12 protein-coding genes are annotated in these 13,700 nt (G+C 32.9%); 1 reads left to right on the forward strand and 11 read right to left on the reverse strand.

Going from position 1 to position 13,700, the window contains the following annotated elements:
• The first annotated feature begins 719 nt into the window (after positions 1-719).
• A complete protein-coding gene (locus BXU10_RS06115) occupies positions 720-1,727 on the forward strand; it encodes a transposase (protein WP_078225959.1) in 1,008 nt (335 codons plus the stop codon).
• A 156-nt stretch (positions 1,728-1,883) separates the two neighbouring features.
• Here BXU10_RS06115 and BXU10_RS06120 read toward each other — a convergent pair whose 3' ends face one another.
• From BXU10_RS06120 to BXU10_RS06170, 11 genes are all read right to left on the reverse strand, one after another.
• Entirely contained in the window at positions 1,884-2,426 is a 543-nt protein-coding gene (locus BXU10_RS06120; protein ID WP_078226581.1) for a LemA family protein, read from the reverse strand.
• A 1,104-nt stretch (positions 2,427-3,530) separates the two neighbouring features.
• Positions 3,531-4,796 carry an HNH endonuclease gene (locus tag BXU10_RS06125; RefSeq protein WP_078226582.1) on the reverse strand — a complete coding sequence of 422 codons (1,266 nt, stop codon included), beginning with the start codon at positions 4,794-4,796 and terminating at the stop codon, positions 3,531-3,533.
• Between the two features lie 134 nt (positions 4,797-4,930).
• Positions 4,931-6,463, reverse strand: coding sequence for an IS1182 family transposase (locus BXU10_RS06130; protein ID WP_078226584.1), 1,533 nt, complete (start codon positions 6,461-6,463; stop codon positions 4,931-4,933).
• Positions 6,464-6,667: 204 nt separating this feature from the next.
• Positions 6,668-7,318, reverse strand: a complete 651-nt coding sequence (locus BXU10_RS06135) for a GIY-YIG nuclease family protein (protein ID WP_078226586.1) — start codon at positions 7,316-7,318, stop codon at positions 6,668-6,670.
• A 160-nt stretch (positions 7,319-7,478) separates the two neighbouring features.
• Entirely contained in the window at positions 7,479-8,015 is a 537-nt protein-coding gene (locus BXU10_RS06140; RefSeq protein ID WP_078226587.1) for an SLATT domain-containing protein, read from the reverse strand.
• A gap of 3 nt (positions 8,016-8,018) precedes the next feature.
• The gene (locus BXU10_RS06145; protein ID WP_189328062.1) at positions 8,019-8,930 is read right to left on the reverse strand and encodes a hypothetical protein; all 912 of its coding nucleotides are present in this window, start codon (positions 8,928-8,930) and stop codon (positions 8,019-8,021) included.
• 737 nt (positions 8,931-9,667) lie between these two features.
• Positions 9,668-10,705: a site-specific integrase gene (locus tag BXU10_RS06150; RefSeq protein ID WP_078226588.1), complete on the reverse strand. Its 1,038-nt coding sequence runs from the start codon at positions 10,703-10,705 to the stop codon at positions 9,668-9,670.
• A 273-nt stretch (positions 10,706-10,978) separates the two neighbouring features.
• Complete coding sequence (locus tag BXU10_RS06155) at positions 10,979-11,368, reverse strand: DUF5367 family protein (RefSeq protein WP_078226590.1); 390 nt, start codon at positions 11,366-11,368, stop codon at positions 10,979-10,981.
• Positions 11,365-12,213, reverse strand: coding sequence for an NmrA family transcriptional regulator (locus BXU10_RS06160; protein ID WP_078226592.1), 849 nt, complete (start codon positions 12,211-12,213; stop codon positions 11,365-11,367). The genes BXU10_RS06155 and BXU10_RS06160 overlap by 4 nt, the downstream gene beginning before the upstream one ends.
• A 72-nt stretch (positions 12,214-12,285) precedes the next feature.
• On the reverse strand, positions 12,286-13,164 hold the full coding sequence (locus BXU10_RS06165; protein ID WP_078226593.1) for an AraC family transcriptional regulator: 879 nt from the start codon (positions 13,162-13,164) through the stop codon (positions 12,286-12,288).
• Between the two features lie 49 nt (positions 13,165-13,213).
• On the reverse strand, positions 13,214-13,675 hold the full coding sequence (locus BXU10_RS06170) for a hypothetical protein (RefSeq protein ID WP_078226595.1): 462 nt from the start codon (positions 13,673-13,675) through the stop codon (positions 13,214-13,216).
• Positions 13,676-13,700: the final 25 nt, after the last annotated feature.

A 13,700-nucleotide genomic window follows, 5' to 3' on the forward strand; every position in this document is an offset into this window, starting at 1 on the left:
AAATTTCTTGCGAAATGTAAACGTGTATTTACTACAAAATTCGCAATCTTGCCAAACGCCTGTTACCAACTGGCAAAATTTGTAGTTTTATTATTCCAGTTTTATTATTACCCAAACTTTTTCACGTTTCTACAAATTAGTGTTTTTCGCCGAGTTTATATCAATTTAGGTTTCTCTTGATTTTTGAATTTTCCGCAAACTTAATTAGTTATATTTTTCATTTTCTAGGTAAAGTTTGAATGAAACTTTGTTTTTTATTTTTCCACAAACTTTGAAAGTCTAGTTGTTTTTAAGTCAACTTTGAACGTTTTTTATTTTCTCAAACTTTGAAAGTCTAGTTATTTTTAAATCAACTTTGAACGTTTTTTTATTTTCTCAAACTTTGAAAGTCTAGTTATTTTTAAGTCAACTTTTAATGTGCTTTTGTTTTGTTAGAATACGTTTAATTGACTGAATTCTTGATTCTTGCGTTTTTTTTTATTGCTTGTTGGTAACGTCCCGGCGCTTGGCCTTTACTTTGTAAAGCATAAATTTTGTAAATTTCTCAAAGGAAAGCAGAAGTGAACTACGCGCTTGGCCAGACTCATGATCCATACCTCGCATTAGTCTTCTGCTCCTCCTTGAGTTTTGTTGAATGGCTTCAAATAGAATGATAGACAACGGGTCTAATAAAGGCTTTAAAGCAAATTCAACTTTTTATTTCACTTAAAATCAAATGTATGAAAAAGTATTTATTTTTTGTAGGGATTGATGTTTCTAAGTCAAAATTAGACGTCACTTTTCTTGAGAAGCCATTAGGAAAGAAAATAGTTCACTTTGTGGTAAGTAACGACAACAAAGGAATTAAAGAGATTGTAAAGCAGCTAAACAATCGAAAAATTGCTTTAGAAGAGGTGTTGATCAGCTTTGAAGATACGGGTGTTTATTCACTTCCTTTGGGATGTTATTTGACACGGTACAAGATCGATTATTGGATGATTCCCGCCATTGAAATCAAACGCAGCAAAGGAATCTCCAGAGGGAAAACTGATAAAAATGACTCTAAAGATATTGCATTTTATACCTTAACACATTTGCACAAGTTGCGATTAACACAGCTTCCAGAGTTATCATTAATGGAACTTAAATTACTTTTTACAGAACGTGAAAAACTACTTAAAAGCTTGCGTATCATTGGAAGTACCAGTGAAGGAATCGGTTATATTCCCAAAGAAGCTATGGGTGATGTTTTAAAAATTAATAAAGTAGTTATTAAACAACTTCAAAAAGCAATCGAAAAAGTAGAAAGGAAAATGAAAGAAATCATTCAATCCAATGAGCAGCTCAAATTGCAGAACGAGCTCATTCAAAGTATTCCAGGGGTTGGGCCACAAACTGCCTTGTATATTATCTTAGTTACCAAATCGTTTCAATCCTTCGAAAACTGGCGACAAGTGGCTTGTTATGCTGGAGTGGCTCCATTTCAATACAGTTCTGGAAGTTCTATAAAAGGAAGGACAAAGGTCAATCATCTAGCAGATAAAAAACTAAAATCGTTACTGAATATGTGTGCTTTAAATAGCAAAAAACACGACGCGGAACTCAAACAATATTATGCACGGAAAGTAGGCGAAGGGAAATCGAAAATGTTGGTTTTAAATAATATAAGATGCAAACTATTGGGGCGAATTTTTGCAACTATTAACCGCGGAACACCTTATGTAAACATTCAAAAATTTGCAGCATAATTTTAGCGTTTTTTACTTGGATTTTGCCATAGAATGCGAGGTTGGGGATTAGGGAAGCCTTAATTATCGGTTAAAGACTAAACTTTGCTAGTACAAGACCATCTTTAAATTAAGCCTAAAACCCCAATCTTGCCAAACGCCTGTTACCAGTAGTTGCTATTCAGGATATGTGCCTCCGTTAATAATCCAATTTTCTACTTTTTTCTTTCTAATCATTTTCGATTCATTGTCAACTCCATATCTATAATCAAAATAATTAAAATCTTTTGGAAAGTCTGTTTTTCTTGCGATTATAGAATTTGGAAACCTAACTCTGTATGTATTATATTCTCTAACGTTTTGATTATAATTGTCTAAACTCAAATTTATTTTTTCATTTAGTGTTGAGTTTAAACTGTCCGACATAACGAATTGATTTATTTTGTATTCATTAAATTCAAGTTCTTTTGAACATTCAGTCAAAGTAATAGATTTAGCCTTATTCCAATAAAATTTCAGACTGTCGTTTTTAAAATTCTGCTTTGATAATTCTGCGTTTCTTTCTTTTAAATTTTCTGTATAATTAGTCCAACTCTGTTTTACGTTGCTATTTGAACTTTCCAAGTTATTTATGACACTATTTTTAAATAAAAGATATCCAATGAAACTTATTCCAATAAATATCATCAATGTGATTAAACAACCTTTTAGAAATTTCATTTTATGTTTTTTACGTTTTTTTTCGGTGCAATTACTGGTAACGTTCCTGCGCCTCTAGCTGTTTGCAGCTTATGAAACAGAGTATTTTCGGCTAAACGAAAATAGGAATTAAAAACGATAATTCCACTAAAGTTGCAAATAGCTAGAGACGTATGTTGTGCGAGGTTGCGACACGTAAAGTGAGCAAGTTCTGAAAATCGACAACAGTTCGGTTATGCGGTTTCAATGTTATTTTCTGCTTTCAGATTTCGATTTTCCAGGTTCCAATTTTTCGGCTTTAGTTTGTCAAAATCCAGCTTTAAAGTTCTGATTTTCAGATTCAAAATTTTCAAATTTCGGTTCGTCAAAATCTAGCTTTCAAGTTTCTGCTTTTTAGATTCCAATTTTCCGCTTTCCAATATTTAGTTTTCCAATTTCGGCTGTCAATTAGTTTTCGGTTTTCCGCTTTCCAATTTGGGAGCAATCACGCACAACGTTCCCGCGCTACACGCAGTTTGGGACTAAATTAAGCCCATTATTCGGATTAGCCAAATCTTCCAAATACAAAACCAATTTCAAATTAAGCCTAATACCCAAATTGCTTGTAGCGTGTGTTAAGCGGGGGTTGTTTAGTCGGAATTACTATTAAACCGCATTTTTTTCACGCTTCTGTATTTCGGTTTGCTATTTTCAACTTTCACGTTTGCTTTTAGTTTTCAGTTATTTGGTTCCAATTTTCACGCTTGCTTTTTCCAAGTTTCTATTGTCAGATTCCAATTTTCACGTTTCCAATTTTCACGCTTCTGTTTTCCGAGTTTCTGTTTTTCCACTCCAATTTTCACACTTCTGCTTTTCAGGTTTCAACTTTCCAGCTTCTGTTGGCGCTTCCGTTTTTCACGCTTCAGCTTTGTTAATTTCTTGCGGAAACAAATGCTTGTTTTCTAATGGATTTCTTCTGCGTAATTTCGGCTTTCAACTCCCGCTTAACGTTCTCGCGCTACAGCGGGTTTGGGACTAAATTAAGCCCATTATTCGGATTTGCCAAATCTTCACAAATACAAAACCATTTTTCCATTAAGCCAATTGCCCAAATCCGTTGTAGTGGCTGTTGTGCGTCGCTTTTTTTTATTTTTCTCTTTCTATAAAACTTAAATTCATTATAAATTTCCGAGGAACATTATCGTTCATATTTTTGAAATCCCAATTAGGTGCAGATTTATAATGTTTAAAAAAATCCCAAAATTTTTCGAATTCTTTTTTTTCTACAAATTCTAATTTGTCTTTACTTGATTTGGGAATTATAAAAACAAAAGTTAAAAATGTAAACCTAAATTCGGCAACTGCATACGGTAAATCTGGATCTTCTTCTTTTTGAATATAGACAACTAATTTCGGATGATGTGAAAATAAATCGTATGATTTTAACATTGCAACTTTCGGCAAATTGTCAAAAGATATATCTTGATTAATCCATTTAATTGTTTCAGTGAAATTTTCTAATTGTTTTTTATCAATAACACTTAATGCGTATTTTGCTAATGTTCTATATATGTTTTGAGAAACTAAATCTTGATTAGTTTCAAATCTTACTTTAAAATCATCATGATTTGGGTCATTTTCCTCTTCTTCGTTTAAGTAATGCTTAATTTCAATTGTTCCGTTGTTTTCGATTTCAAAATTTTTCCCTTTCAATTTAGGAATGCCATTTTTCCCTTTTATGCCAAATATATTTCGATATAAATTTAAATAAAGGATTAAATCGTTTTCTATTCCTGTTCCAAATCTTTCATTGCAAGAATCACATTCATCATTTGTTACTATTTTTTTATTACCCAAAGCTTCGGAAATTGAATGTGCAACTTTTCTAAACGTTACTTCTCCATTTGTTTTACCACAAAATCTGCAAACTCTTTTTGATTTATTTGGTTCTCCTATTTTATTTCTAGTGTTTTCATCAAATGCAATTATTTCATATTTTTCTCTTAAAATTCCAAACAAATCATCTATTTTTTTAGTAAGTTCTTCAAAATCTTCATTACTCTCTTTTGCAATCAAGTAATTATAGTATTGAGAACTCTGTTCAGTTGAAATGTTAGTATTCGGAAAAAAGAAAAAGTATTCATCATCTTTTAAATCTTGAAAATATGAATTCAATTGTTGAATTTTTGGTTCACTAGATTTATATTTCTTAACTAAATCATCTATTTTTTGTTTAAATATTTTAGTGTTTTGTTGCAAAGGTTCAATACTAATTTTATAATTGTCATAATCAATTTCTTTAGCAAAAATGTAAATAAAATCACTGATTATTGTGTCCAAATCTGTTTCTGATTTTATTTCTAAATTGGTACTTCGAGATAATGCTAAAAATGTAATTGTAAAATTCTTCATGTATTGGTTATTTCTTGTTTTTTGGTTAAAGTGACGCACAACGTCAGGCTGTGAAAAAACCTCCTTTTCCAGTTAAAACCTCTAGATTTTACTCTACTGTAATTCAAATAAAGCCTTATATTGAATCACTTTTTTTAGGCTGCTAATTTCTCGGGATAAAAATTAGTTGTTGTATGAAGCTTTAAATAACTCGTTTTTAGTAAAAACAAGACTTTTGCCTTGTAGGGTGAGTTCCATTTTTGAAGTTTTGCAATAAGTTCGGGAACGCCCAGTATATTGATACTGCGTTTGATGTTATAGACCAGCATAATTAAGCTGTGTTCTCCATTTACTTTTTCCAATCCTGTTAAATTAGTGTGATTATAGCCCCATTGCCGTTTGATCGTACCAAAGATATGCTCGTTGATTTCCTGTCGCTTGCGGTAGAGCTGTGGATTTGCGTGATAACGTTTGTTGTTTTCTTCTACGGCATCAGCATATTGACTGCGGTCTATATCTCGTCCAGCCACTCTGCTGGTACATAACTGCTTTACGGGACACTCCCTGCACTTGGATGTTCGGTATCTCTTGAATTCATAACTATCGCTATCGGTTTTCTTGTGCCAGTGACCTGTGGTTTTAAGCGTTTCTCCCTCAGGGCAAGTGTAGGTGTCGGTGGTTTGGTCGTATTGGAACTTCGAGATCAAATAACCCTCAGCTATCCTTTCTTTATTTTTCCCCTGTTCGGGCTGTGCTACAATTGTAGTGATGTTCGCTTTTTTGCAGATTTCTATTTGTTTGCCATTATGATAGCCTTTGTCCACTAATGCAGTATAAGTTTCAATTCCTAAATTCTCTTTGGCTTCAAGAGCAATGGCAGATAAAGCACTGCGGTCGTTCTTGTTGATGGTATGAGTGGCTACCACAAGATTGTGTTTGGCATCGACTGCAGCCTGAATGTTAAATGAGATTTCAACCACTTGCCCCTGAACTAATAAGGCTCTGGCATCGCTATCGGTGGTGCTTATTTGAGGTTCGCCACTTGCTTCTAGTTTTTCTTCCAGTAATTCATAGCGGATTTTGTTTTGTTTTAAACGTTCAATTTTTTGCTTGATGTTTTTGATTTTTTCAGGGTTCTGCTTTGCATCATTTTCTTTCAAAGCATCAAGGTATTGCTGGGTTTTGATTTCGATATATTCTAAATGTTTATCTATTTTCTTTTGATTGAAATTAGCTTTACGACTATTGTGCGCCCGGCTTTTAGTTCCATCAATAGCAATGGTTTCCCCTGCTATTAAATCGGCATCTTTCAAGAAAACGACAAAGAGTTTGAACAAGTTTTTTAATGCTGCAGGATTGTTCTTTCTAAAGTCAGAGATACTGTGGTAGTTCGGTCGAATGTCTTCTAACAACCACTGCATTTCAATGTTTCTAAAACATTCTTTTTCCAGCTTGCGGCTACTTCTTAATCCATTGAGATAGCCGTATAAATAGATTTTCAAAAACACTTTGATATTATAGCTCGGTCGACCTTCTGATTTAATAGAAGTAACTGCAAAACCAAGTTTTTCCAAATCTAAAAAGGTTACAAAAGCATCTATAAAACGTACTTGATTATCGGCAGATATTGCATCTTCTAAACTTGAAAAACGCATTTGTTGGCGGGAAATTCCTTGTATATGTTGCATTACGAAAAATACGAAAAATCCTGTTTTTAAACAATACTTTTCTATATTTGTTGCTAATCAACGGAAGTTTTTTCACAGACTGACGTTCTCGCGCTACAGCGGGTTTGGGATTAAATTAAGCCCTATTTTCGGATTTGCCAAATTATCCCAAATACAAAACCAACTTTCCATTAAGCCAATTGCCCAAATCCGTTGTAGCGTGTGTTACCTGCCGTATTTTTCTTTTAGTTCAAGCTTTTTTATTCTCGAGCGAATTGCTCCATCATTTCTTTTCAATATTTCTCCTAATTCTTTTACTTTTTTTCCCTCACAAAACATAATTTCTAATTTTTGATCATCTTCAGTTGTCCATTTTTCGTAGGCATTTCCATTTAGCAATTGTTTGGCAGATTTTGTATATTTTTTTTCGGCTCCACGTTTTCCTTTTATACTATATTTAGGCTGAAATTTGTCGAAAAGTCTTTCTTCTAATTCTTTTCTGCCTAACGACAAAACAATATATGACAAAGTTAGATCCGTTTCGATTTTTTCGTTTAGTAGAATTTCAATTTCTTCACAAAATCCTTTACTTGACGAAGGCTTGTCATAGTTTTCAAATTCGTAAAAATGAGTATTTCCAAAATTTCTTCTGATTGTATGATTTTTTGTATTCAAAATGTCATTCATTCTACCTTTTAAACTACCTGTTTCTCCAACATAACATATTTCGTCATTTTCACGAAATAGATAAACTGCGGATTCATTCGCAAATGAATTTGCCCAATTTCGATTCAAAAAAATTGTATGCCTTTCAGATTCGAAAAGTAATATGTTTTCGATTTTTTCTAAATAGTTTTCAATTTCTGTTTTTGTCATTTTCTTGATTTTTGGTAATATGGCAGGTAACGTCCCCGCGCTACAAGTAGTTTGGGACTAAATTAAGCCCATTATTCGGATTTGCCAAATCTTCCAAATACAAAACCATATTTAAATTAAGCCTAATACCCAAATTGCTTGTAGCGTGTGTTAGCGGTAGTTATTTTTTCTCTTCAATGTCGGGCAGAAAACTTAACTCTTTAGGGTACTTTTTAAAAGATTTTACTTTTTCTTTACCTTGGGCAAAATATTTATCATCAACATAAACCGTATTTAAAACATCCCACTTTTTTTTGACTTCTTTTATTCGCAAATCAATTTCTGTTTCTGTTTGTTCTTTGGTTAATACGATTTCTATGTTATGTCTTATTTTCTCATATTCCAAACCAATTTTTCTGTGATTCTCTGCTTTTTCATTTGGTTTTAAAAAAGTTTGCAAACCGGTAAGTAAAGCAACAACAAGAAGTATAAAAGGTAGTAAATATTCCTTTTTTAAAAAAAAGAAATAAGTATTGAAACAAATATTTTCAACTGCTGGGAACCTATATGAGAAAGCAACTAAAGTTGATAATACAAAAGCAGATATTCCAATTCTTTTTTCAAGTTTACTGTAATACAATGATTGAAAACAATGGGCATATTCTAATTGATGAATTTTTCGCATCCAATCAAGTAACATCGTTTTTTTTTGATCCATTTATTAGTTGTTTAATTGGTTATCTATTTTTTCTAAAAGATATAAAGGATCTATAATCATTTTTCTATTTACTTCTGATACCTCTATTTCTCTAGGACCAATTACAATTGATTTATCTAACCCATCTTTTCCAGTAAATGAAAAAAAGGTTGCTGAAACAAATGGAGAATTTTTATGGCCAGATTTGTGTAATTTACCAGGTTTTATTTCATAATATCCTTTTTCAAAATGAATTTCTTCTGAAGTTTGAAATAATTCTACATTTATCTTTTCATTAATAGCTAGAGAAGTATGCTGATTTACTTCATTTAGCGAATCATTGTATTTGACTTTAAAAAATGAATGTTTAGAATTTTCTGAATGCAAAATATAATCGTATCTATTGTTTATTATTTTACCAGTAATAATCCAGCTTTTTGCAAAAAAGGTATGAGTATGAACTGAAAAATCTTCACATTTTTTTAAATCCATTAATTCATTTAGAGAATCGTCAAAAATATGTAATCTAATAAAATCAAATGTTTCTAAAGTTTCATCGTACTTATACAATGGAATAGATAAAAAACCTTGCGAGCCAATCGAAGAAATATTGTAACAACTAGGGATAATCTTTATTGATTTTGAAATGTATGTCCAAACCTCTTTTATATTAAGGTTTTTATTATCATCTCTACAATGTATAATTTCTTTTACTGCAATTAATCTTAATAGTAAAGATTTAATAGCATTGTCTGTTATTTCATCAATATATTTTTCTAAATCTTCAATTTCAATAATTTCATTATTCTTAAATAAGTTTTTAACTAATTCATCATGTCCTACGATTATATTTTTAAAGTCTTCACTATAACCTTTAATTAGAGAATTATAGAATACGGTAAATTGAGATTTTGATAATTTTGTGCTTTCTGCCATTTTTTTAGTAATGAGAAACGTTCGTTTCACTTTTTTATTTTTTTACAATTCAACAAAGATAAAATTTATCATTTGTTGCGTTAGATTCCTGACTCTGCGGGATAATTACCGCTAACGTTTTGCGGCTACACGAGGTTTGGGACTAAATTAAGACTAATTTTTCGGTTAAACACTAATTTTTCAGATACAAAACCAACTTTAAATTAAGCCTAAAACCCAAATCTCGTGTAACCGCTGTTAGGCGGGGGTTGTTTTGTCGGAATTACTATTAAACTTCTAATTTTTAACGCTTCTATTTTTCAATTTTTTGCTTTTCAGACTCCAACTTTCACGTTTCCGCTTTTCAAGTTTCTACTTTTCAGATTCCAACTTTCACGTTTCCGCTTTTCACGTTTCCACTTTTCAGATTCCAACTTTCACGCTTCCGCTTTTCAAGTTTCTACTTTTCAGATTCCAACTTTCACGTTTCCGCTTTTCACGTTTCTGTTTTTTAGATTCCAACTTTCAACTTTTAGCTTTTCAGATTTTCGTTTCTAAATTCCAACTTTCACGCTTCTGCTTTGTAAACTTCTTGAGGAAACCAATTCATTTTCTAATTGTTTTCATCTGCGTAATTTCGGCGCAACTCACGCCTAACTAATTTATATGCGAATAAATTTAGCCTGTTTTATACTATATTGGCATGTTATGCGCATGTTTTTTTGCGTTTTATTGCATTACAAAAATAAAATTATTTCTTACATATCGAAGGGATTGATGATTTTTTGTAATGAATTGCTTGATACATGTGTGTAAATCATAGTTGTTTTTGGACTGCTATGTCCTAATAAATCCTGAATATATCGTAAATCAGTTCCTGATTCTAACAGGTGAGTTGCAAAACTATGCCGTAAGGTATGCAAACTAATCCGTTTTGTAATTCCCGATTTTCGGGCTGCTATTTGTAAAATGGCTTGTGCGCTTCGGCTGCTATATTGTTCTTTAAACTGACCTTCAAACAAATACAACTGAGGTTTGTATACACTGTAATATTCTCGTAACAAAAGAAGAATTTTATTGGATAATAATGTATAACGGTCTTTTTTCCCTTTCGCATTTTTGATGTGTATTAGCATGCGCTGACTATCAATGTCAGTAAGTTTCATATTGATGGCTTCACTGATTCTAAGTCCGGCAGAATAAATTAATGCCAATAATGTTTTGTGTTTTAGGTTGGTGGTAGAATCGATAATTCGCAATACCTCTTCTTTACTCAAAATGTTGGGTAAAGTTTTTGCATTTTTAGGACGAAAAATTTCTTGAGGGATTATTTTTCGGGATTCAATAATTTTAAAAAATAATTTTAGAGCGTTGATGATTTGATTTTGATAGGAAGCCGAAAGGTTATTTTTTAAAATGTAATCGTTATTATATAGTATGATATGATCATTTGTGATTTCGGAAATGAGAAGTTCCCGATGAAAAACCAAAAAGGACTTTAAGGCCTCAGTATATGTTTTTACAGTATTGTGACTATAACGTCTGGAAGTAAGCCAATTACTAAATTTTTGGATGGCTAAAATCCCTTCCTCTGATGGAAATGATAAATAGGCAGCGGGTATTTTAAAATGAATTCGGTTCTGTTCATTGTCCGGTAAATGCCAGACTTTTAAGGTTTGGCTCCATTTTGCGCCTTCGAATTGTTTGATGCGCGCAATCAATTTTGCTTTTTTTTCAAAGTAAATTGCTATTCGGAGTTCTTTTTTATGGATGATTAATTTGGATGACCAATTCATTTTTTTTAAATTAAAATACGAGGTAAATATAAGAATATTCTGCTTTATTTTAATTTGGATTGATGTTTATAAATTTAATTTTGAAAACCTTTTTGTATTGAAAAGTGAAGCTTATTATGAAACCAACTGCCGCATGAGGGATAGCAGCGGTATCTTTTTGTGAAGAGAAACGGAACAAAAAATTTAGCGAATAGCCCGACCCGCTTTTTCTGCGGGGCATGCTATAAAAAATCCGATCTGCTTATCGCAAATCGGATTTTGAAATAGTGTTTGTTAGTTTTCGCTTACAGTTGTATTTTGCTTTAAATATAAAAACACCGTTACTACGTTAATGACCGCCAGAATCCATAATAAAGGATTGCTGAAAAAGGTCTGATAACTACTTCCTTTTGGAATTTCGATAAGCGGAACCGTTACTAAAACGTTCAGAACCAATGCGGATCCGTTGATGATGATTCCCACGAGAAGCCCAGATTTTTTTGCTGCTTTTTTATAATACAACCACTCGGCAAACCAGGCATAAAACATAATGGTAAAAGCGGCAATGAAGGCCTGAGCTGTCGTCGATTTTTTTAAAAAGGGAATGTATTCCAGAACATAAAAAGTAATCACAACACAAAGCCATGCAATAACGCCCGCCAGGAAAGCTCTTGGATAATTCATGGTGTTTCTGCAAGTTTAGGAGCATCCCAGACTCCTGTTTGCGCCGTTTCTTTTACGTAGTCGGTAAAATCTTTGGCTTTTCGGCCTAAGACTTTTTCAATATCGTGCGTGACGCTGGAATTTCGGCCATCTAACACTTCAGTGAAAAGATAGTTTACCAGCCAAAGTTCATCTTCGGGAATCTGATATTCACGCAACATACCGATGTATTCGTCTACAGAAAGTGACTGAAACTGAATCTCTCTGCCTGTAATCTGGGCTATTTCGGCAACGGCTTGTTCAAAACTGAGTAACCTCGGACCGGTAAGTTCGTATGTTTTTCCGTTGTGTTTTTCGTTTAAAAGTGCTTCTGTTACCACAGCTGCAATATCATCGGCATCGGTAAATGGTTCTGGTGTTTTAGCACGTGCAATGGCTACGTAACCAGCCAGAATAGGTTCTAAAAAGATACTTTCGCTAAAATTCTGACTGAACCAGCTGGCTCTTACAATCGTCCAGTTTTTTGCAGTCGATTTTACAATTTCTTCGCAAACCTGTGCTTCTTTTTCACCTCTTCCGGAAAGGAGTACGATTTTCTGAACGCCGTTTTGTGTGGCCAAAGTAGTGAATTTCTGAATGGTTTCCGGTGCTGACGGAATAGCCAGATCAGGCTGAAAAGTGATATAAACCGTATCAATCCCTTCGATTACCCCAAGCCAGGTTTCGGGATTTTCCCAGTGAAAAGGAGGGATGCCATTTCTGGAACCGACATAAACCTCGGCGTCGCTTATTTCTTTTAACAGTTTCGTTACTCTGCGCCCGGTTTTTCCGTTTCCGCCAAGCACTAAAATTTTCTGATTTTCCATTTTTATATGATTTTAGATTAATGATACTGCAAAGTTGCACAGCTCATAACCAAATCATTTGTCGGAAAAGAATTAAGATTTGTTTGAAAGGAATTGTTTTTTTACTTCGTTGGGTCTTGAATTAAACTTTTTCTGAAAAGCATTGGAAAACGAACTCAGGCTTTCGTATCCGACTTCCCAGGCGGCTTCCTGAACGGTTTTTTCGGTTTGTGAAAGCAATTCATATGCTTTGTTCAGCCGCTCTTCGTGAATGTATTTGTAAATCGGAATCCCAAATAACTCCTTGAAGTTCTTTTTTAATTTGGTACTGTTAAGTCCGATGAGCCTTGACAATTCTGAAATAGTAGGCGGTTTCGAATATTGCGTGCTCACGATGTCTTTTGCCTGAAAAAGTTTCTCTTTGTCCTTGTCGGTCAGTTCCACTTTTTTATTATCAGACAAAAGGGCAAAGTAATGCGACAGTAATTCGTTGACCTGACTTTTTAAAAATAACAGTCTTGTATTGCCGGAGTAGGAGGTATTGAAAATCTTCTGAACGGCCAGCTGCATGTCGAGAGTCATAAAAAAAGTGGGGCCTTTTACAAAATGCTCTTTTGGATTTAATAACTCAGGCAGGTGTTTTTCGAAAATTTCTTTTTCGACCTGTGGCAATGTATGCAGCTTTTTAAGTTTCGTAAAAATACTGATGGATTGTAAGGGTTTGTCGGGTGCAATTTTATGGGCAAATGCTACTTTTTGATTGCCAAAAAATGAAATCGCCAATCCGGTAGTATTGGTTAAATATTTGGTCTGCTTGTTATGTTTGATTTCTAACTCGACATTGCCGGAACCATAAAAAGCAAAACCAACCGCATCACCGTCGATCTCACATTTCTGTACAAAGGTTTTCTCTGCATTAGAATGCTCGATCAGGACGATAAAATTATTTAATTCTATGATGTCGGTGGTCATGTAGCAGTGCGATTTTGTATTGGTAAAATTGTTTTAAATCAAATAATTTTTACTTCTGGTGAATTTCATTAAATTTTACTTCCATTACTTTTGATTTATTATATTGATTATTTTTATCTACTTCAAATAATATTTGTTTATCAGCAATAATGAATTTATCAGTGTTCATATATTCTTTCAAATCCTCATTTATAAATTCATTGGAGTTTTTTTCGATTATTATTGTATCTCCCGAAATATGATATTTTTCATTTAAAATTATTCCTGTTTTACTATTCCCAACATTAATTTCAATATTTGCTTTGTCTAATAAATCTATTTTACAATAGTCTGTTCCATTTCGGTACTCAGCAGATAGTATTTTATTATTTTCCCTTTTCAAGTTTTCTTTAACAGTTTTTGGATCTTTGTGTCCAACAAAATCAATATTTATAAAAAATATATAAAAAGCACCAAAAAATAACAAGAAAATGCCAATTACCGTAATCCCAACTATAGCTGCTCTCTTCATAAATTGATTTCTATTTGTTTGCTAT

The organism is Flavobacterium sp. LM4, assembly GCF_002017935.1.
GTDB lineage: Bacteria > Bacteroidota > Bacteroidia > Flavobacteriales > Flavobacteriaceae > Flavobacterium > Flavobacterium chungangense.

Bases quoted from the DNA above. Each gene is read 5' to 3' on its own strand.
- BXU10_RS06125 (WP_078226582.1), bottom strand. From the start codon at position 4,796: ATGAAGAATTTTACAATTACATTTTTAGCATTATCTCGAAGTACCAAT.
- BXU10_RS06135 (WP_078226586.1), bottom strand. From the start codon at position 7,318: ATGACAAAAACAGAAATTGAAAACTATTTAGAAAAAATCGAAAACATA.
- BXU10_RS06145 (WP_189328062.1), bottom strand. From the start codon at position 8,930: ATGGCAGAAAGCACAAAATTATCAAAATCTCAATTTACCGTATTCTAT.
- BXU10_RS06130 (WP_078226584.1), bottom strand. From the start codon at position 6,463: ATGCAACATATACAAGGAATTTCCCGCCAACAAATGCGTTTTTCAAGT.
- BXU10_RS06120 (WP_078226581.1), bottom strand. From the start codon at position 2,426: ATGAAATTTCTAAAAGGTTGTTTAATCACATTGATGATATTTATTGGA.
- BXU10_RS06160 (WP_078226592.1), bottom strand. From the start codon at position 12,213: ATGGAAAATCAGAAAATTTTAGTGCTTGGCGGAAACGGAAAAACCGGG.
- BXU10_RS06165 (WP_078226593.1), bottom strand. From the start codon at position 13,164: ATGACCACCGACATCATAGAATTAAATAATTTTATCGTCCTGATCGAG.
- BXU10_RS06155 (WP_078226590.1), bottom strand. From the start codon at position 11,368: ATGAATTATCCAAGAGCTTTCCTGGCGGGCGTTATTGCATGGCTTTGT.
- BXU10_RS06170 (WP_078226595.1), bottom strand. From the start codon at position 13,675: ATGAAGAGAGCAGCTATAGTTGGGATTACGGTAATTGGCATTTTCTTG.
- BXU10_RS06115 (WP_078225959.1), top strand. From the start codon at position 720: ATGAAAAAGTATTTATTTTTTGTAGGGATTGATGTTTCTAAGTCAAAA.
- BXU10_RS06140 (WP_078226587.1), bottom strand. From the start codon at position 8,015: ATGGATCAAAAAAAAACGATGTTACTTGATTGGATGCGAAAAATTCAT.
- BXU10_RS06150 (WP_078226588.1), bottom strand. From the start codon at position 10,705: ATGAATTGGTCATCCAAATTAATCATCCATAAAAAAGAACTCCGAATA.